The 18,954-nt window shown below is 73.4% G+C and carries 19 protein-coding genes and 1 riboswitch; of the genes, 8 read left to right on the top strand and 11 right to left on the bottom strand.

What is annotated here, in order from left to right:
• Positions 1–144: 144 nt before the first annotated feature.
• A complete protein-coding gene (locus tag OHT52_RS23580) occupies positions 145–411 on the top strand; it encodes a (2Fe-2S)-binding protein (RefSeq protein WP_328722167.1) in 267 nt (88 codons plus the stop codon).
• A 34-nt stretch (positions 412–445) separates the two neighbouring features.
• Here the strand turns inward: OHT52_RS23580 and bfr are convergent, their stop codons facing one another.
• Positions 446–925, bottom strand: coding sequence for a bacterioferritin (gene bfr, locus OHT52_RS23585; RefSeq protein WP_275494630.1), 480 nt, complete (start codon positions 923–925; stop codon positions 446–448).
• A gap of 153 nt (positions 926–1,078) precedes the next feature.
• On the opposite strand from bfr, the gene OHT52_RS23590 reads away from it, so the two are divergent.
• Positions 1,079–1,711, top strand: a complete 633-nt coding sequence (locus OHT52_RS23590; RefSeq protein ID WP_328722168.1) for a sulfite oxidase-like oxidoreductase — start codon at positions 1,079–1,081, stop codon at positions 1,709–1,711.
• Positions 1,712–1,781: 70 nt separating this feature from the next.
• Here OHT52_RS23590 and OHT52_RS23595 read toward each other — a convergent pair whose 3' ends face one another.
• The 5 genes from OHT52_RS23595 to thiO form a co-directional block, all read right to left on the bottom strand.
• Entirely contained in the window at positions 1,782–2,645 is an 864-nt protein-coding gene (locus OHT52_RS23595; protein ID WP_328723869.1) for a deoxyribonuclease IV, read from the bottom strand.
• 2 nt (positions 2,646–2,647) lie between these two features.
• Positions 2,648–4,597 carry a Stk1 family PASTA domain-containing Ser/Thr kinase gene (gene pknB / locus OHT52_RS23600; protein ID WP_328722169.1) on the bottom strand — a complete coding sequence of 650 codons (1,950 nt, stop codon included), beginning with the start codon at positions 4,595–4,597 and terminating at the stop codon, positions 2,648–2,650.
• Between the two features lie 91 nt (positions 4,598–4,688).
• Complete coding sequence (locus OHT52_RS23605) at positions 4,689–5,483, bottom strand: thiazole synthase (protein WP_328722170.1); 795 nt, start codon at positions 5,481–5,483, stop codon at positions 4,689–4,691.
• Positions 5,484–5,485: 2 nt separating this feature from the next.
• Entirely contained in the window at positions 5,486–5,728 is a 243-nt protein-coding gene (thiS, locus tag OHT52_RS23610; protein ID WP_328722171.1) for a sulfur carrier protein ThiS, read from the bottom strand.
• Positions 5,725–6,954, bottom strand: coding sequence for a glycine oxidase ThiO (gene thiO, locus OHT52_RS23615; RefSeq protein ID WP_328722172.1), 1,230 nt, complete (start codon positions 6,952–6,954; stop codon positions 5,725–5,727). The genes thiS and thiO overlap by 4 nt, the downstream gene beginning before the upstream one ends.
• A riboswitch (TPP riboswitch) is annotated at positions 6,952–7,063 on the bottom strand. Its footprint overlaps the gene before it by 3 nt.
• 164 nt (positions 7,064–7,227) lie before the next feature.
• On the opposite strand from thiO, the gene OHT52_RS23620 reads away from it, so the two are divergent.
• From OHT52_RS23620 to OHT52_RS23640, 5 genes are all read left to right on the top strand, one after another.
• Positions 7,228–8,406 (top strand): NAD(P)/FAD-dependent oxidoreductase, encoded by a 1,179-nt coding sequence (locus OHT52_RS23620; protein ID WP_443046811.1) that lies wholly within the window; start codon positions 7,228–7,230, stop codon positions 8,404–8,406.
• Between the two features lie 147 nt (positions 8,407–8,553).
• A complete protein-coding gene (locus OHT52_RS23625) occupies positions 8,554–8,919 on the top strand; it encodes an Rv2175c family DNA-binding protein (protein WP_328722174.1) in 366 nt (121 codons plus the stop codon).
• A 79-nt stretch (positions 8,920–8,998) separates the two neighbouring features.
• Positions 8,999–9,643: a thiamine phosphate synthase gene (thiE, locus tag OHT52_RS23630; protein ID WP_328722175.1), complete on the top strand. Its 645-nt coding sequence runs from the start codon at positions 8,999–9,001 to the stop codon at positions 9,641–9,643.
• A 140-nt stretch (positions 9,644–9,783) separates the two neighbouring features.
• Entirely contained in the window at positions 9,784–10,698 is a 915-nt protein-coding gene (metF, locus tag OHT52_RS23635; protein ID WP_328722176.1) for a methylenetetrahydrofolate reductase [NAD(P)H], read from the top strand.
• 52 nt (positions 10,699–10,750) lie between these two features.
• A complete protein-coding gene (locus OHT52_RS23640; protein ID WP_328722177.1) occupies positions 10,751–11,674 on the top strand; it encodes a hypothetical protein in 924 nt (307 codons plus the stop codon).
• 114 nt (positions 11,675–11,788) lie between these two features.
• Here OHT52_RS23640 and OHT52_RS23645 read toward each other — a convergent pair whose 3' ends face one another.
• The 5 genes from OHT52_RS23645 to OHT52_RS23665 form a co-directional block, all read right to left on the bottom strand.
• Positions 11,789–13,306: a phytoene desaturase family protein gene (locus tag OHT52_RS23645; protein WP_328722178.1), complete on the bottom strand. Its 1,518-nt coding sequence runs from the start codon at positions 13,304–13,306 to the stop codon at positions 11,789–11,791.
• A gap of 118 nt (positions 13,307–13,424) precedes the next feature.
• Positions 13,425–14,042: a DUF4126 domain-containing protein gene (locus OHT52_RS23650; RefSeq protein ID WP_328722179.1), complete on the bottom strand. Its 618-nt coding sequence runs from the start codon at positions 14,040–14,042 to the stop codon at positions 13,425–13,427.
• 365 nt (positions 14,043–14,407) lie between these two features.
• Positions 14,408–15,019 carry a TetR/AcrR family transcriptional regulator gene (locus OHT52_RS23655; protein ID WP_328722180.1) on the bottom strand — a complete coding sequence of 204 codons (612 nt, stop codon included), beginning with the start codon at positions 15,017–15,019 and terminating at the stop codon, positions 14,408–14,410.
• Positions 15,020–15,074: 55 nt separating this feature from the next.
• Positions 15,075–17,195 carry a YhgE/Pip domain-containing protein gene (locus tag OHT52_RS23660; protein WP_328722181.1) on the bottom strand — a complete coding sequence of 707 codons (2,121 nt, stop codon included), beginning with the start codon at positions 17,193–17,195 and terminating at the stop codon, positions 15,075–15,077.
• On the bottom strand, positions 17,167–17,985 hold the full coding sequence (locus OHT52_RS23665; RefSeq protein ID WP_328722182.1) for an ATP-binding cassette domain-containing protein: 819 nt from the start codon (positions 17,983–17,985) through the stop codon (positions 17,167–17,169). The genes OHT52_RS23660 and OHT52_RS23665 overlap by 29 nt, the downstream gene beginning before the upstream one ends.
• A 332-nt stretch (positions 17,986–18,317) precedes the next feature.
• Between OHT52_RS23665 and OHT52_RS23670 the strand changes: the two genes are divergently transcribed.
• A complete protein-coding gene (locus tag OHT52_RS23670) occupies positions 18,318–18,845 on the top strand; it encodes an SAV_6107 family HEPN domain-containing protein (RefSeq protein WP_328722183.1) in 528 nt (175 codons plus the stop codon).
• Positions 18,846–18,954 lie beyond the last annotated feature (109 nt).

Raw genomic sequence — 18,954 nt, forward strand, 5'->3', positions numbered from 1 at the left:
GGAACGCGACAGTGGGGCACGGATCCATGTGATCCGTGCCCCACGGGCATTCCGGGGCTTTTGCCCACCGGCTCCGATGGGTAAGGTAAGGGTTGCCTCACCGCGTCGGGAGGTGCTCCGCACGCTCCCCGGGAGGTGAACCGCATGTACGTCTGCTCCTGCTTCGGCGTCACCGAACAGCAGGTGAAGCAGCATGCGGCGGCCGGGGCCTGCACTCCCCGGCAGATCGCCTCCGCCTGCAAGGCCGGCACCGACTGCGGCGGCTGCGTCCGCCGCATCCAGGCGCTGCTGGGCCGCGGCGAGTCCCCGCGCCGGGAGCTGCTGGAACGTCGCGCCGACCCGTCGGCCGCCTCCGCGGGCCTGCCGGCCGCCGCGGACCCGCTGGAGACCGCGTACCCCGAAGCCGCCTGAGCTGAGCCGTACGCTTTCGCGCGATCCGTGGACGTCAGCCCTCCGGCTGCTCGATCTGCTGGGCGATGTAGAGGGGCTCGCCGAGCTTCTCCACCAGCTCCAGCTGGGTGTCCAGGTAGTCGATGTGGTGTTCCTCGTCCTCCAGGATCGACTCGAAGATGTTGGCCGAGGTGATGTCGCCCTTGGCCCGCATGACCTCGATACCGCGCTTGAGGCGGTCGATCGCCTCCACCTCCACCTGGCGGTCGGCCTGGAACATCTCCGTCACGGTCTGGCCGACCCGCACGTGGAAGAGGCGCTGGTAGTTCGGGAGGCCGTCGAGGAAGAGAATCCGGTCGGTCAGGATCTCCGCGTGCTTCATCTCGTCGAACGACTCGGCCCGGGTGTACTTGGCGAGCTTCGTCCAGCCGAAGTTGTCCTGCATCTTCGCGTGCAGGAAGTACTGGTTGATGGCAGTCAGTTCGGCCGTCAGCTGTTCGTTCAGGAACTCGATGACCTCGGGGTCGCCCTGCATCGCAGAGGCTCCTTCCAACCGGTGTACCGGACAGTTGCGCAGATCCTCGCACCGCACCCCCCGGGCGTCCAGTAAGTGCATGCTTAGTACGAGTTGCGCCATTCGCTTCGTCCCTGGTCATCACCACCCCTGCCTGTCTGTCACCATGGAGGCATGGGTCAGCCGGAGAGTGAGGGGTACCGCGCAGCGGGGCAGTCCGAGCTTCCGCCGGGCCAGCGACTGCAACGCGGGTGGCCGGTGACCCACTATGGTCCCGTACCCAAATTCCGCCCCGAACGCTGGGAATTCCGGGTCTTCGGAGCCACCGCCGACGGTGAGAAGCGCTGCTGGAACCACGAGGAGTTCTCGGAACTCCCGTTCTCCTCGGTCGTCGCCGATCTGCACTGCGTGACCAAGTTCTCCATGCTGGGCTCCGAGTGGGGCGGCGTGCCCGCCTCGGTCGTCCTCGGTCTCGCCCCGCCCGCCGACGACGTCACCCATGTGATGGTCTGGGCCGAGTACGGCTTCTCCTCGAACCTCCGGCTCGCCGACTTCGCCTCGGAGCGCACCCTCTTCGCCACCCACAAGGACGGCGAACTCCTCACCGCCGAGCACGGCTTCCCACTGCGCCTGGTCGTCCCGCACCTGTACGCCTGGAAGGGCCCGAAGTGGGTCCGCGGCGTCGAGTACATGACGGCCGACCGCCGCGGTTTCTGGGAGGAGCGCGGCTACCACAACATCGGCGATCCGTGGAGCGAGCAGCGCTACTCCTACCAGGAGAAGCCCGGCGACGGCCCGGAGCTCTGAGCCCGGGGCTTCCGAGACCGTGGCGTCCGAGACCGTGGGGTCCGAGCCCGCGCCCCGGCCCCGCAGGGGATCAGAGACTCGCGGAGGCCCGCAGTTCCTTGAGCCGCGCCACGTCCGCTGTGTGCCCCTCTTTCCCGCCCGGCGTCTCGATGACCAGCGGCACCCCGGCCGTCGCCGGGTGCGCGAAGAGCTCGCGGAACGGCTCCGCGCCGATGTGGCCCGAGCCGATGTTCTCGTGCCGGTCCTTGTGGGCGCCGGCCACGTCCTTGGAGTCGTTGGCGTGGATCAGCTTCAGCCGCCCCTCGCCGACCGTCTCCACCAGCAGGTCCAGGGTCTGCCGCATCCCGGACGGGCCCGCCAGGTCGTGGCCCGCCGCGTAGATGTGGCAGGTGTCCAGGCAGACGCCCAGCTTGGGGTGGGAGTCCAGCGCCTCGAAGTACGGCCCGAAGTCCCAGGTCCGCGAGCAGAGCGAGGACCCCTGGCCGGCGGTGGACTCCAGCAGGAGATCAGGATCGTCGTCGTGGGTCAGCTCGTCCAGCAGCGGGAGCATGTGGTCGCGCACCTGCGCCAGCGCCTGCTCCCGGGGCCGGCCGCCCGTCGCCGATCCGGTGTGGACGACGACGCCCAGCGCGCCGATCTCGCGCGCCCTGCGCAGCGAGTGCCGCAGGGACTCCACGGACTTCTCCACGGTCGCCTCGGTGTGCGAGCCGAAGTTGATCAGATACGGGGCGTGCACGTACACGGGCATGGACCGGGCCGCGCACTCCTCGCGGAACAGCTCGTCCTGGTCGGGCTTGCCCGCCGGGGTGGCCCAGCCGCGCGGGTTCGCCACGAAGACCTGGACGGTTTCGGCCGCCAGCTCGTCGGCGTACGCGATGCCGGTCCTCACCAGCCCGCCGGCCACCGGGACGTGTCCGCCCACCGGGTTGCGCACGGTCACAGTCCCTTGGTCCTGATGGTGACGGTCGATCCCTCGGCCGCCCGGCCGCCGCCCTCGACGGACTGGCCGGCGACCGTGTCGCTGAAGGAGAGGAACGGCCGGTCGACCTTGACCTCGAACCCGGCGTCCTGAAGGATCTCCCGCGCCTCGTCCACGTCCTTGCCGGTGACGTCCGGTACCTCGATCATCCGTGGGCCCTTGGACACGGTGAGCTGGACGGTGTCCCCCTCGGCCGCCTCGGCGCCGGGGTCGGGGGTCTGCTCGGCGACGTCTCCGGCCACCTCGGGGGAGTTGATCCGGCCGGGCTTCACCTCGGCCTTGAGCCCTTCCTCCTCCAGGGCGGCGGTGGCGTCCTCGACGGAGAGCCCGGAGACGTCCGGAACGTCGACGGGGGAGCCCTTGCTCACGACCAGCGCCACGGCGGAGTCCGGGTGGCGCCCGGTGCCGGCCCCGGGGTCCGTACGGACCACCTCGCCGCGCCCGACGTCCTCGCTGAACTCCCGGGTCACCATGCCCGGAGCCAGGCCGGCCTCCTTCAGGGTCCGGCGCGCGTCGGCCAGGGAGGTGCCCGCCACGTCCGGGACCTCCACGATCTCCGGGCCGCGCGAGACGACCAGTTTCACCGATTCGTTGCCCCTGACCCGGTCGCCGGGCGCGGGGTCGCTGCTGATCACCGAACCCCGGTCGACCGTGTCGCTGTAGGCCTTGTCGACGGACTTCACGTCGAGCCCGGCCTCGTCGAGCCGCTTCTCGGCGGCCTCCTGGGGCTGGCCGAGGAGCGAGGGGACCTGGGTGAACTGACCCGAGTTGATGTACCAGACACCGCTGCCGACCAGCAGCACCACCACCAGGGTGGCGACCGAGGCCCAGACCCTGCGGCGCGGGCCGCCCCCGGGACGTTCCGCCCGCCCGGTCCGACCGTTCCGCCGGGGCCGCAGGGGCGCGTCCGAGGGGGTGACGGTGGCGGGCATCTCCAGCCGGCTCGTCCGGTCGGTGGCGCCCCGGCCCTCGGCCACGGCACGGGGCAGCACGCTCGTACGGTCCTCGGCGCCGGAGGCGGCCGGGGCGAGCGCCTGCGGCGGTACGGCGTCCAGCTCGGCGTCGCTGAGCAGGGCCCGGGCTTCGAGGGTCTCGGAGAGCAGCACCACCGCGTCCTGCGCGCGGGCCCGGGCGTCGCGCGCGGTGGCCCCCGCGACCAGCGCGTCCAGCGCCGGGGAGAGCCCGGGCACGGCGGCGGACGGCGGGGGGACGTCCTGGTTGAGGTGCTGGTAGATGATCTGGGCGGCGTTCTCGCCGGTGTGCGGCTTGGTGCCGGTCAGCATCTCGTACAGCACCACACCGCAGGCGTAGACGTCCGAGCGGGTGTCCGCCGTGCCGTGCTCGATCTGCTCCGGGGCGAGGTAGGACACCGTGCCCAGCAGGGATCCGGTGGTGTCGGTGGCGGTGCCGACCGCGCGCACCAGCCCGAAGTCGGCGACCTTCACCCAGCCGTCGTCCCCGATCAGGACGTTCTCCGGCTTCATGTCGCGGTGCACGAACCCGGCCCGGTGCGCGGCGCCCAGCGCGGCCAGCACCGGCTCCAGGATGTCGAGCGCGGCGCGCGGCTGGAGGGCCCCGCGCTCCCGCAGCACCTCACGGAGCGTGCAGCCCGCGACGTACTCCATGGCGAGGTAGACGTAAGCGCCCTCGGCACCCTGGTCGAAGACGGAGACCACGTTGGGGTGCGCGAGGCGTGCCACCGACTTCGCCTCACGGATGAAGCGTTCGACGAAGGAGGCGTCGGCCGCGAGCGCGGGGTGCATCACCTTGAGGGCGAGCACCCGGTCGAGCCGGATGTCCACGGCCCGGTAGACCGTGGCCATCCCGCCCACGGCGATGCGCGCCTCGACGCGGTAGCGGCCGTCGAGCAGCCGTCCGAGCAGCGGGTCCTGGAGGGTCGTGTCCACCCGACGAGTCTACGAGCCGCCGCGGACACCCCGGGCGCCCCGGAGCGGGCCCGGGGCCGTATCGCAGCCGAGCCGTGACACGCAGGACCCCTCAGAACGCCGGGCGCTCCGGGTCCAGGACCGCGCGGCCCTCCACCGGGGAGGACGCATCGGCGAAGTGCCGGCGGGGGATGCGGCCCGCCCGGCGGGCGAGACGGCCGCCGTCCACCGCGTGCCGCATCGCCGACGCCATCAGCTCCGGCTCCTGGGCCCGGGTCACCGCCGAGGCGAGCATCACGGCCGCGCACCCCAGCTCCATGGCCAGCGCCGCGTCCGAGGCGGTGCCCGCCCCGGCGTCCAGGATCACCGGGACCCCGGCCCGCTCCACGATCAGCTCGAAGTTGTGCGGGTTGCGGATGCCGAGCCCGGAGCCGATGGGGGAGCCGAGCGGCATGACCGCCGCGCAGCCCACGTCCTCCAGCTTCCGTGCGAGGACCGGATCGTCGTTGGTGTAGGGCAGCACCGTGAACCCGTCGTCGACCAGGATCTCCGCCGCGTCCAGCAGCTCGACGGGGTCCGGCAGCAGGGTCCGCTCGTCGGCCACCACCTCCAGCTTGACCCAGTCCGTGCCGAGGGCCTCCCGGGCCAGCCGGGCGGTCAGCACCGCCTCGCCCGCGGTGAAGCAGCCCGCCGTGTTGGGCAGCACCCGGATCGAGAGGCGCTCCAGCACGGAGAGGACCGAGCCCTGCACGGTCGGGTCCAGCCTCCGCATCGCGACGGTGGTCAGCTCGGTGCCGGACGCGACGAGCGCCCGCTCCAGCACGTCCAGGCTGGGGGCGCCGCCGGTACCCATGATCAGCCGGGACGAGAACTCGTGTCCGCCCAGGTGGAAGAGATCGTCGGACATGGTCAGCCTCCCTGCACCGCGGTGAGGACCTCGACGCGGTCGCCCCCGGCGAGCGGGGTGGTGTCCCACGCCGAGCGCGGCACCACGCTCTCGTTGACGGCGGCGGCGACCCCCGAGGGAGCCCGGGTCAGGGACGCCACCAGGGAGCCCAGGGTGGTGCCGGCGGCGACCTCGCGCGGGTCACCGTTGACGGAGACGGACACCCCGCGGGTCACGGCGGTCGGTCCGGACAGGTGGTCGGTCATGCGTACTGCTCCTCGCGCGCGGGGACGGTGGGGGTGGTGAAACGGTCCGGCGCGAACGGGCGGGCCACCTCCGGCAGCTCGCCGGTGGTCAGCGCGTGCGCCATGACGTCGCCGGTGACCGGGGTCAGCAGCACCCCGTTGCGGTGGTGGCCGGTGGCGACCAGCAGGCCCGGCAGCGCGGTCGGGCCGAGCACCGGCGCGTTGTCCGGGGTGGCGGGACGCAGCCCGGCCAGGGTCTCGGTGAGCGGGAGCTCGGTGATGCCCGGTACCAGCTCGTGGGCGTCGCGCAGCAGCTCGTACACCCCGCCCGCCGTCACCGTGGTGTCCCAGCCCATTTCCTCGCTCGTCGCGCCGACGACCAGCTCGCCGTTCTCGCGCGGTACGAGGTACAGGTCCTGGCCCCGCACCACCGCGCGCACGGTCCGGCTGAGGAAGGGGGCGTACGCACGCGGCACGGTCAGCCGCAGCACCTGGCCCTTCACCGGGCGCACCGGCGGGGCGACACCCTCCGGCAGCCCGGGGAGCCTGCCACTGAGGCTCCCGGCGGCCAGCACGACCTGCCCGGCCGAGACCGCGGTGCCGTCCGCGAGCAGCGCCCCGGACGCCCGGCCGCGCGCCACCTCCAGCCGCTCGCAGGGGCTGCGGTGGAAGACCACCCCGGCCCGTTCGCAGGCCGCCAGCAGCGCCGCCGCCAGTCGGCGGGGGTCGACCTGGTGGTCGCCGTCCACCCGCAGCCCGCCCCGTACGCCCGGCGCCAGCATCGGCTCCAGCCGCCGGCATTCGCGCCCCGAGAGCCACTGCGAGTCGAGCCCGGACCGCTCCTGGAGGGCGTGCAGTTCGCGCAGGTGCGCCCGGTCGTCGGAGTCCAGCGCCACCGCGAGGGTGCCGCAGGCGCGGAAGCCCGTCTCCCGGCCACTCGCCGCCTCCAACTCCGCCACGAAGTCCGGGTAGCGCGCGGCGGAGGCGAGGTTGAGCCCGAGCAGCACCTGCTCGCCGTAGTGGAGTTCGGTGACGGCGGCCAGCATCCCGGCCGCCACCCGCGCGGCGCCGCCACCCGGTTCCGGATCGGCGACCGCGGTCCGCAGCCCCGCCCGTGTGGCCCGCCAGGCGGTCACCAGGCCGATGATGCCGCCCCCGACGACGAGCACGTCGTACGAGGGCCCCCGGCGGCCGGCGGCAGTCGTGGCCCCGCTTTCGGCGGAAGCCGGTTCCCGTGAAGTACGCATGGATGTCCAGCCCCTCCCTTCGCCGGCATGACCCGGATCAGGTTCGTACGGTCGGAGGCCGCCAGCCTCCCTCTCAGCCCGGTTCGTCCGGGCTCCCGCGAGTGTCTTTGCCCGGCCACCCTAGACCCCGGCGTCCGAGCCGCACGAAGGAGCCGCCGTTGAGCCGGGCCGACCCCTTGAACTGGCGGGGAGTCAGGTGCTTAAGGTGGGTACGTGAGCGAACAGAGCGACCAGCGGGCGCCGGAGCACGGCGTCGTCATCGTCGGAGCGGGCATGGCGGGAGTGCAGACCGCCGTGGCGCTGCGGGACGAGGGCTACACCGGGCCCGTCACCCTGATCGGCGCGGAGCCCCACCAGCCCTACGACCGGCCGCCGCTCTCCAAGGCCGTACTGCTCGGCACCGCCGAACACTCCGCCTTCGGCATCGACTTCGAGGCCCTCGGCGTCCGCCTGCGCCTCGGGCTCTCCGTCGACGGCGTGCGTCCCGCCGACCGGGAGGTGGACACCGAGGCAGGCCCGGTGCCGTACGACGTGCTGGTCCTCGCCACCGGAGCCGAACCCCTGACGCTGCCCGGCTCCGAAGGGATTCCCGGCGTCCACCTGCTGCGCACCGTCGACGACGCCGCGCGGCTGCGGCCCGTCCTCGCCGAGAAGCACGACGTCGTCGTGGTCGGCGCGGGCTGGATCGGCGCCGAGTTCGCCACCGCCGCCCGTGCCGCAGGCTGCGCGGTCACCGTCGTGGAGGCCGCGGCCCGCCCGCTCGCCGGGGTACTGCCCGCCGAGGTCGCCGCCCCCATGGCCGACTGGTACGCCCGAGGCGGCGCCACGCTCCTCACCGGCGTCCGGGTCGACCGCGTCGAGACCGGCGCCGTGGTCCTCGCCGACGGGCGCAGGCTCCCGGCCGGCGCCGTGGTCGTCGGCATCGGCGCCCGCCCCGCCACCGACTGGCTCGCCGGCTCCGGCATCGCGCTCGGCGCGGACGGATCGGTCACCGCCGACGCCGCGCTGCGCACCTCGGCGCCCGGGGTGTACGCCGTCGGCGACTGCGCCTCGTACCCCTCCGCGCGCTACGGCGCACGGCTGCTGGTCCACCACTGGGACAACGCGCTCCAGGGCCCGCGTACCGTCGCCGCGGGCATCGCGGGGCCGGCCGCGGGGGGCGGGGCCCCGGAACCGTACGACCCGGTGCCGTACTTCTGGTCCGAGCAGTTCGGCCGCTTCGTCCAGTACGCCGGGCACCACGCGGACGCCGACACCCTGCTGTGGCGCGGCGACCCCGCAGACGGGGAGTGGACCGTGCTCTGGCTGCGCGACGGCGCGCTCGTCGCCCTGCTGGCGGTCGGCCGTCCGCGCGATCTCACCCAGGGACGCAGGCTCCTCGCCTCCGGCGGGACCGTCGACCCCGAGCGGGCCGCAGACCCCGCCGTACCCCTGAAGTCCGCCGTCCTCTGAGCCCCCGGCGGGGACCCGGGACCGGCCCCCACGCACCCGGCCGGCCCGTGCCGGACCCCGGTGCGACCTGCGCGGACGCCATCCTGACACGGTCCGTACGGTCGGCCCGGCTACCGGCTGTCGGTCCCAGATGGCACGCTTGTCCTCGTGACCCAGATTGACGCAAAGATCGATGCTCTCGTCCCTGCCTGGCTCCACCTCCCCGACATCGCGGAACTCCTCGACGTCGAGGTGACGCGTGTGCGGCAGTTGGTCAAGGAAGGCCAGCTGATCGCCGTGCGTCGCGGTGAGAACCGGACACTCCAGGTGCCCGCCGCCTTCATCGACGGCGACAAGGTGGTCAAGGGCCTCGCGGGGACCTTGACGCTCCTGAGGGACGACGGCTATTCCGACGAAGAGATGCTGGACTGGCTCTTCACCCCCGACCCGAGCCTGCCCGGCACCCCCGCGCAGGCGCTGAGCGAGAATCGCGGGACGGAGGTGAAGCGCCGCGCCCAGGCGCTCGCCGTCTGACCGAGACGACCGCACACGTGGTCGCGGGCCGTGCTCTCCACGGCCCGCGACCACGGTGACCCACGGGGGGAAAACCTTCATGACCACGCCGCGCCAGCCGCTCGCCGACGCCCGCCTCTACCTGTGCACCGACGCCCGCAGGCGCCAGGGCGACCTTCCCGAATTCCTCGACGCCGTCCTCACCTCCGGAGTGGACATCGTCCAGCTGCGCGACAAGGGCATGGAGGCCGCCGAGGAGCTGGAGCACCTCCAGGTGTTCGCGGACGCCTGCGCACGCCACGGCAAGCTCCTCGCCGTCAACGACCGCGCCGACATCGCCCACGCCGTCGGCGCCGACGTGCTCCACCTCGGGCAGGGCGACCTGCCGGTCCCCGCCGCCCGCGCGATCATCGGCGGGACCCCGCTGATCGGCCGCTCCACGCACGCCGAGGCCGAGGTGGACGCCGCCGTCGCGCAGCCCGGCGTCGACTACTTCTGCACCGGCCCCTGCTGGCCCACCCCGACCAAGCCCGGCCGGCACGCTCCCGGGCTCGGTCTCGTGCGGTACGCCGCCTCGCTGGACCAGCCCCGCCCGTGGTTCGCCATCGGCGGCATCGACGCGGGCAACCTCGACGAGGTGCTGGACGCCGGCGCCCGGCGCGTCGTGGTGGTCCGGGCGATCACCGAGGCCGACGACCCCGCAGAGGCCGCGGCCGGCCTGGCGAAGCGGATCCTCGAACGCTGATCCCGCCTCCCGACCGACTCCGCCGTGGACCCGCGACGGGGGCGGTGCGCGCTGTCCGAGGCGTGGACAGCATTCACTGCAATACGGACAAATGTCCCTCTCTGGTTGGGGGACGGCCGCACCCTGGTTAATCTCGCGGTATGGCCTTTGGTACCTCTTCCACCCGGACGGACCGCGCGCGCACCGTGCGCGACCTGCTCGCGTCCGGCACGTCGTACTCCTTCGAGTTCTGGGCGCCCAAGACCGAGAAGGGCGAGCGGAACCTCTGGAACGCGCTGCGCCGGGTCGAGGCCGTGGGTCCCAGCTTCGTCTCCGTGACGTACGGAGCCGGTGGCTCCACCCGGTCCGGCACGGTCCGGGCGACGCAGCAGATCGCCGCCGACAGCACACTCACCCCCGTCGCGCACCTCACCGCGGTCAACCACTCCGTCGCGGAGCTGCGCAACATGATCGGGCAGTACGCCGACGCGGGGATCAGGAACATCCTCGCCGTGCGCGGTGACCCGCCGGGCGACCCGATGGGCGAGTGGGTCGAGCACCCGGAGGGTGTGCGGTATGCCGCCGATCTGGTGCGGCTCATCAAGGAATCCGGCGATTTCTGCGTGGGTGTCGCCGCGTTTCCCGAAATGCACCCGAGGTCGTCCGACTGGGAGACCGACGTCCGCCATTTCGTCGACAAGTGCCGGGCGGGCGCCGACTACGCGATCACCCAGATGTTCTTCGAACCCGGCGACTACCTCCGGATGCGTGAGCGTGTGGTCGCCGCGGGTTGCGATACGCCCATCATCCCCGAGATCATGCCGGTCACCAGCGTGAAGCAGCTCGAAAGATTTCCCCAGCTGAGCAACGCGGCCGTGCCCAAGGCCCTGGAAGAGCGCATCCACGCGGTCAAGGACGATCCCGCGGCTGTACGCTCCATTGGCATCGAGTTCGCAACGGAGTTCTGCGCGGAGCTGCTGTCCGAAGGTGTGCCCGGACTGCACTTCATCACGCTCAACAACTCGACGGCAACGCTCGAAATCTACGAGAATCTCGGACTGCACAAGCAGTCCTGACCGGCCGTACCCGTCTCCGATCCGGCGGCGGCGGCCGTAGAAGGGGGCGGGCGTGGGCTGGACGGTCCTCTACATCGCTTTCGGCGTGGTGGCGTTGTGGCTGCTGGGCGAGGTGCTTCTGCAGTACAAGGCGCGGCTGCGCTGGAGGCTTCTCGCCTTCTCCGGATTCCTCTGCGTGGTGCTCGGCGTCCTGATTCCGTCGGTTCTGGTCATCGCGCTCGGCGCGATCGCCTTCGCGGTCGGTCAGACCTACGTGACGCTCTCCTTCCGGCGGGGCTTCTCCACCGGCTGGGCCATAGGGGGCAGCCCCGGGGCCAGCCGCCGTCGCCGCGGCCGGCAGCCCTCCGCCAAGGAGGAGCCCGTCCTCGAAGTCTCCGGCCTGGAGTACGAGGAACCGGCCGCGCCTGTCGGGGACGACCCGGCCGCCGTGTACGAGCCGCAGCCGATGCCGGAGGAGACCGGCCAGTACGGCGTGTACAGCCCGAGCCCGTACGCGCAGCCGGACGGCGGCCAGGGGTACCAGGAGCAGCAGCAACCGGCCGACGCGCAGCCCCAGTACGCCGCCCACGACACGTACGGCGGCTACGGCGAGCCCGCGCAGAACCCCTCGTACAACGGCGGCTACGCCTACGGCACCGACCAGCACAGCTATGCGGCGTACTCCGACCCGTACATCGGTACCGGCGGCACGGCCGCTCCGACGTACGCGTCCTACGACGCCTACGGCAACGGTTATGACGCGGGGTCGGGCGGCGGCTACGCGAACCAGCAGCAGTACACCGAGCCGTACGCTGCCCCCCAGTACGGCTCGGACACCCCGCCGGGCGGTGTCTGGGTGCCGCAGCAGCGGGAGGGCGAGCAGTACGCGCAGGGCACGCCCGCCCCGTACGGCAGCGGCTATCCGGCCGGCGACGAGGGATACGGCAACGGCGGCTACGGCAACGACACCGGCCAGAACGAGCAGCACCGGTACTGACGCGGCACCACCACCGCCCCTGTGTGCGGCCCCTCCGGTGAGGGGGCGCACACAGGTGTCCTCCCCGCCGCGTCGCGTGCGGGGATGTCGGGCGCCCGGGTCACCGTGCCCGTTTCACCGCGATCCCTTGAAGCCGTCGCCTTCCACGATCAGCCCGGCGACCAAGGCGCCCGACATCCCGGCGTGCGCCGGACCGCCACCGGGGTGCGACCAGCCGCCCGCGAGGTACAGGCCCGGCAGCCGGGTGCGGTTGGCCGCGTGCAGCCGGGCCCCCGCGGCTCCCGCCAGCGCGGGCGGCGGCACCGAACCGCCGGCGGCCCCCGTCTGCGCCTCCGTCTCGGCGGGGGTGCGCACCTCGGTGTCCAGGACCCGCTCGCGCAGCCCGGGGACCGCCTTCCCGGCGGCGGCGATCACCGTCGCGGCGTACCGCTCGCGCAGCGCGGGGTCCTTCCAGTCCACCGGGCCGTGCGGGGCGACCGTGGCCACCAGCGTCACCGCCTCGTGGTCCTCGTCCGGCCGGGTCGCCGGGTCGTCCGGGCGCAGCACGGTGACCGTGGGCACCCCGGCGAGCCGCCCGGCGAAGAGTGCCTCCTGCTCCGCGGCTCCGTCCGGCGCGTGCACCACCGTCCGGTGCGGGGCCCCGGCGTCCCGGCCGCCGCGCAGGGAGAGCATCACGACGAGGCGGCCCGGCAGCGGTCCGGCCCCGGGGCGCGGCTGCACCGGAACATCCCCGGCCGCCCACACGGCCGTCCCCGGCACCAGGTCCGGGCGGGGGCGTACGCCCATGACCACGTGTCCGGCCTCGGACCGCGCACCGTCCGCCAGCTCCACCCCGGCCGCCCGGCCGTCCTTCTCCACGACCCGGACCACCTCCGCGCCGAACACGAACTCCACCCGCCGCGCCAGGCACCGCTCGTACAGCGCCTCGGCCAGCGCCCGCATCCCGCCCGCGACGTACCAGGTGCCGAAGGTCTCCTCCATGTACGGCAGCAGTGCGGCGCTCGCCGGAGCCTCACGCGGGTCGAGGCCGTACGACAGGGCGCAGCCGTCGAGCAGGGCGGCCAGCCGGGCATCGGCCAGCTCCCACGCGCCGACCTCGGCCAGGGTGGTGGCCTGCCGGGCCCCGCGCAGCAGCCGGCGCGTCCGGACGGCCGGGTACGGATCACGGCCGAGCACCTGCCAGTCCGGCCGCAGCGGCTCCTCCAGCAGCGGCCGGCGCGAGCGGTCCCAGGCGTCCCGGGCCCGGTCGAGGAACTCGCCCCACCGGGCTCCCGCGCCCCCGCCGAGCGCCCCGTCCAGGGCGGCGACCACCCCGGCCCGGGAGGCGTTGGGCAGCGAGACCCGGGTGCCGTCCGCGAAGACGTGATGGCTCGCCGGATCGACCTGGGTCAGCGTCACCCGCTGCTCCAGGGACTCCTTGCCGGTCTTGACGAAGAGGTCGCGCTGCACGGCCGGCAGGTGCAGCAGGGCCGGACCGGTGTCGAAGACGAAGCCGTCCCGCTCGTGCCGCCCGAGGGAGCCGCCGTACGTGTCCGACCGCTCGTACACCGTCACCCGGTGGCCTGCCACCGCGAGCCGGGCAGCCGCCGCCATGGCGCCCGTCCCGGCGCCGATCACCGCAATTCGTGCCATGCCGGTGACTTTATCGACCACCGGCGGACGCCCGGGCGCCAGGTCGCGCCGCCCGCCGGGACCGGCCGGGCGGTCAGCCGTCCGTCCGTCAGCCGTCCGTCCGTCAGCCGTCCGTCCGTCAGCCGTACGGCCAGCGTCGGCCGGCTCCGGCCGTCTCCCGCTCCTGCCGCCGCTGCGCCCGGCGGCGGAGGTAGCGGCGGATGCGGGAGGCGAGCAGGCAGAGCGCCAGCAGGCCGAGCACCAGCAGCACCGCCGCGACGGATGCCGCCGCCACCGGATGGAATATCGCGAAGGTGATGATCCCCGCCACGCCGAGGTCCTCCGCCGAGCTGACCACCACGTTGGAGACCGGCTCGGGGGAGGTGTTGACCGCCATGCGCGTACCGGCCTTGACCAGGTGACTCAGCAACGCCGTCGAACCGCCGACCGCCCCCGCCGCCAGCTCCGGCAGCGAACCGGAGCCGCCCGCCAGCAGCGCGGCGACGACCGCCCCGGAGACCGGCCTGACCACGGTGTGCACCGTGTCCCAGGCGGTGTCCAGGTACGGGATCTTGTCCGCCACCGCCTCCAGCAGGAAGAGCAGCGCCGCCACGACGAGGACGTCGGTGCGCTGCAGGGACGCGGGGACCTCGTCGGTGAGGCCGGTCGCGCCGAAGACGCCGAGGAGCAGGACCACCGCGTACGCGTTGATCCCGCTCGCCCAGCCGCTCGTGAAGACCAAGGGGAGTACGGACACGGAGGCGATCGTAGCCACCTCGCGGCGGCTGCGGATGAGCTCGCGCACACAGGTCTGAGTACGTGTACCCAGTGCTTCGGATGAGTAGGTACGCGGATGGGCCGCCACCCGCTCGGACGGAAGAGTGGAGGCACGGAAGGGGCACGGTGCCCGGACCGCCGGCACGGGGCGGCGGACGGTCCGTGCCTCCGACGCAACGGGGGCGCACGACGGAGGAGCCAGGGGCCACGGGGGACCCGGGTCACGGGGGAAGCTCCTCCGGCAGTACGCGGGACGCCGGTCCGGCGGGGTTCGAGGGGGATCGAACTCCGCCGGACCGGCGTCTTTTCCGCTGCCGCGGTACGTCCTGCCGCGGGCCGCCGCGCTCAGCGCCCGCTGACCCGGCCGTGCAGAAGCAGCGACAGCGCCGAGTGGACCTCGTCGAGCGACCGTTCGGGCTGGAAGGCCTGCCAGTCGAGGGCCGCCACCAGCACCATCCCGACCAGGGCGGCGGCGGTCAGCGGGATGTCGATCTCCGAACTCAGCTCGCCGTTCTCCACCCCGGCCCGCAGCTCGTCCTCCACCACGGCGACCGCCTCCTGGCGCACCACCAGGAGAGTCGCCTGCCAGGCCCGGTTGGTGCGCCAGAGCTCGGCCACGTACAGCTGGGTGAAGGCCGGGTAGCGGTCGATGAAGGCCAGACCCGCCCGGATCATCGCGTCCAGCGCGGCCACCCGGGTCCCGCCGCGGGCGGCGGTCTCGTCGGCAGCCGCCCGCAGCGCGGCGGTCAGCAGACCGACGCCGTGCCGCAGCAGCTCTTCGAAGAGCTCGGTCTTGCTCTTGAAGTTGTAGTACACCGTGCCCTTGGCCACTTTGGCCCGCTCGGCGATCTCGTCCACCGTGGTCGCCGAGAAACCCTTCTCGGCGATGAGGGTCACGGCCGCCTCGTAGAGCTTCTGCCGGGTCGCCTGGCGGCGCGTGGTGCCACTGCTTTCCATGCGGTCGATTCTCACAGGTCCGCCGGTGCTCCGAGCCCGTTCGCGCCGAGCCCGTTCACAGACTCAGCTCCGGGTGCAGCCGTTCCAGTGTCCACACCTGCTTGCCGCGGGCGGCGACGGCGGTCAGCGCGAGGGACCCCGCCGTGAACGCGGCCAGGACCGCGCAGCCCTGCAGGACGGGCCCGGACCCACCGCCGGTGATGAGCCGGCGCAGCGCGTCGACGACGTAGCTCATCGGCATCCAGGGGTGGATCGCCTCGAAGAAGCCGGGGCTGGTCCGGACGGGATAGGTGCCGCCGGCCGAGGTCAGCTGGAGCATCAGCAGCGCCAGCACCAGAATCCGTCCCGCGGCTCCGAACCGGGCGTTCAGCCACTGCACGATCGCGGCGAAGCAGCAGGTCACCAGGGCGAGGAAGGCGACCGTGGCCACCGGACGCGCCATCTCCAGGCCCAGCCCCCAGTGGAGTACCGACATCAGCGCGGCGACCTGGACCAGGCCGGTCGCGGCCACCGGCAGCCAGCCCGCGAACGCGGTCCGGCGGGCGGAGGCACCGGCCGCGAGGGCGCGTCGGTTCAGCGGCTGCACCAGCATGTACGCCACCATCGCGCCGACCCAGAGGGAGAGCGGGATGAAGTAGGGGGCGAAGCCGGTGCCGTAGTTCGGAGCGGCGTGCAGGGACGAGGAGGCGAGACGGACCGGGTCGGCCATCACGCCGGTACGCGCGTCGCGGTCGGCATCGTCGTAGTCCGGAATCCGGTCGGCCCCGTCGTTCAGACCCTCGGCGAGGGCGGTGGAACCGTCGCTCAGGCGGTGCAGCCCGCTGTCCAGGCCGGTGGCGCCGGTCTTCAGTTCGCCGACGCCGGTGTCCAGCGCGGTGGCCCCGGACTTCGCCGTGGACAGCCCGGTGTGCAGGGTCCCGGCGCCCTCGGCGACCCGCTGGGCGCCCGCGTTGAGGGAGTTGACCTTCGCCACCGCCGACTCCAGGTCGTCGCCGAGCGCCGGGGCGTGGTCCGCGAGGTCCTCCGCCCGCTGCTGCAATACCGTCAGCCGGGTCCGCAGCGAGGCGAGATCGCCGTCCTCGTCCTTCACCAGCGCCCCGACGTCGTCGGCGACCCGGGCCACGTCGGCCGCCGCCGTCACCGCCTTCTCCAGCGGGCCGCAGACGGCGGGGTCCGGCACCGGCGCGTCCTGGCAGCGCTGCTCGTGCACGGCGGCGAGGTCGTCCGCGGCGCTGTGCGCGGCGGTGGCCGCGACGGGCGCGGCCTCCACCAGTTCGTCGAGGTTCTCCCGTACGGTCCGCGAGGCGTCGGCGACCAGCCGGGCGGTGTCCCCGATGGACTCGCCACCGTCCTCCAGGAACGGGCGGACGTCCGCCGCGATCCCGTTGACCTCGTCGGCGAGGAGCTGGGTGCCGTCCGCCACCTGCCGCGATCCGGTCCGCAGATCGGCGGACCCCCGGTCGAGCGCGGTGATCCCGTCGGAGAGCCGCTCGCTGCCCGCCTTGCTCTCCTGGAGGCCCTCCGCGAGGTCCTTCGAACCCCGCTCGGCCGTCGCGATACCGCTGTGCAGGTCGTCGGCGCCGGAGGCGGCCTTCGCCGTCGCGTCGTGGAGATCGGAGAAGTCCACGAAGATCCGGTCGAGGAAGCCGCGCGAGGCGGCGGTCGACGCGGCGGCGCGGATCTCCGAGAACACCGTCCGGGAGATCTGGCCGACGATGTAGTTGTTGGCATCGTTGGTGCGCACCTGGAGGGCACCGGTCCTGGGGGAGTCGCCACCGCTCGACGCGATCCGCCGACTGAGGTCCGCGGGCAGGGTGAGCGAGAGGTAGTACGTACCGTCCTCGACACCCCGCCGGGCTTCGGCGGCGCTCACCAGGTGCCACTCGAAGGTCTTGGAGTCCAGCAGTTTCCGGGTGAGTTCCTCACCGGCGGCGAGCCGTTCGCCGGCCTTCCCGCCCGCCCGGTCCGCTCCGCCCCCGGATGTCTCGGCGCCCTTGTCCTCGTTGACGAGGGCGACGGGAATCCGGTCCAGGTGCCCGTAGGGGTCCCAGAAGGACCAGAGGTAGAGAGCCCCGTACAGCAGGGGCAGCAGCAGGAGAGCGGCCAGCGCGGCGCGCGGCAGCTTCCCCCTGCCGAAGCGTTTCAGCTCAAGCCCGGCCAGACCTGTCGCACGCATCGCGGGTCCCCTTTCCGTCGGTGTCGGTGTCGGTCGCGGTGGCCGTGCCGGTTGCGGCTGGTGTTCCGCCGGTGCCCGCGCCCGGACCGGTACGCACCGTCCGCACGTCCTCCGGGGCCTCCGCGCACACCGCGAGCACGGTCGTGCCCCGGGCGGCGACTTCGCGCAGCAGCTCCCAGGCCGCCGCCCGGCCCGGGGTGTCGAGCCCGAGGCCGGTGTCGTCGACCGCGAGCAGCCGGGGTTCGTCCAGCAGGGCGAGTGCGACGGAGAGCCGCAGCGCGTCCAGACGCTCCAGGTCCCGGACCTGGGTCCGCCCGGCTTTCGGCAGCGCGGTGAGGTCGAGCCCGGCGGCCCCCACCACTTCGGCGATCCGCTCGTCCGCGGCCGCGCGCTCCCGGCGCGGCCGGAGCAGTGCCCGGACGGGGCCGGTGTACCGGCTCCGGAGCAGAGCGCGCTCCCGCAGGTGTTCGGCGACGGTCAGTGCCGGGTCGAGTTCGCTGACGCCGGGTACCGGCCCGAGCGCGGTGATGCGGCGGACCGCGGCGAGCCGTCCCGGGAGCGGGTGACCGCCCGTGCTCGCCCGGCCCTCGGTCGTCCGCATCCGGCCGGTGAGGGCCAGCAACAGCGCGGTACGGCCGGAACCCGACGGACCCGCCAAGGCGGTGAGTGTGCCGGCCGGGGCGTCGAACTCCACGCCCCGGAACGCCCACCCGCGTGGCCCCCGCAGCCCCAGGCCGCGTACCTCCACGGCCGCCCCGCGCGGTGCGCCCGCGGGTTCTTCGTCCGTCATCGCTTCCCCTGCTCCGTACCGGGATCCGCTTCGATCCATTTTTTGCACTGACTGGTCAGTGCAAAAACTAGCTCGAACGTGCGCCCGAAGCAAAAGGCTCAGGCGCCGCGGCGGGTGTGATGGGGCGAGTGGGCACGTGATCCGGCCGGAACCCCCGCGGGCGGCCCCGTCGCCGCGTACCTCCGGTCCCACCGGGCGGTCCCGCCGGACGCCGCCCGCGTGGGGCGAGGGAAAACTCCAGGTCGAAGGGGGCTTGAACCGGATTGTCAGTGGTACCCGCCACCATGGACACATACGGCCATCGAGCCGTCACTGACGACAGGAGGATCGTCATGGCCAGCTCGTCCGCAGCTGCCGCTCCGCGGCGCCGCACAGGCAGCCCTGCCCCCTCACCGACCGGACCGCCCGACGACGTGCACCCCGTCCCGCGCCGGGCCGGAGCCCCGCCTGCCGCCCTCGATCTCCTCGCCAAGGCCCACGCCGGCCTGACCGAGGCCGCCGTTCTCGACGCCCCCAACGAGCGCTACGCCACCGCTCACCTCGCGGCCCTGCGCGCGGCTGCCGCCGTGCTCGCAGCCCGTGGCCGCCCCGAGACCACCAAGCACCGGCGCGAACGCATCCGCAGCGCGTGGGAGGTGCTCCCCGAGACGGCGCCGGAGCTCAGCGAATGGAGTGCCCTCTTCGCTTCCGGGGCCGAGCGGCGGGCCCGGGCCGAGGCGGGCCTTCCCGGTGCGGCGAGCCGGCGCGACGCCGACGACCTGCTGCGCGACGTGGCGATGTTCCTACGGCTGGTGGAGCGGCTGCTCAGGCTCCACCCCGTCCTCCCGCAGCCGAGGAGGGGGCGCCCCGGCGCGGGGTGACGGCGTCCCCGGCGGACGGGGCGTGGGCGACGGAGGTGGGGAACGGGAGGCAATAGGGTAGGAGCGCACCCGCACCACCTGCACTGTTCACGCTCCGCCGCCCCGCAGC

The organism is Streptomyces sp. NBC_00247 (genome assembly GCF_036188265.1).
Classification (GTDB): domain Bacteria; phylum Actinomycetota; class Actinomycetes; order Streptomycetales; family Streptomycetaceae; genus Streptomyces.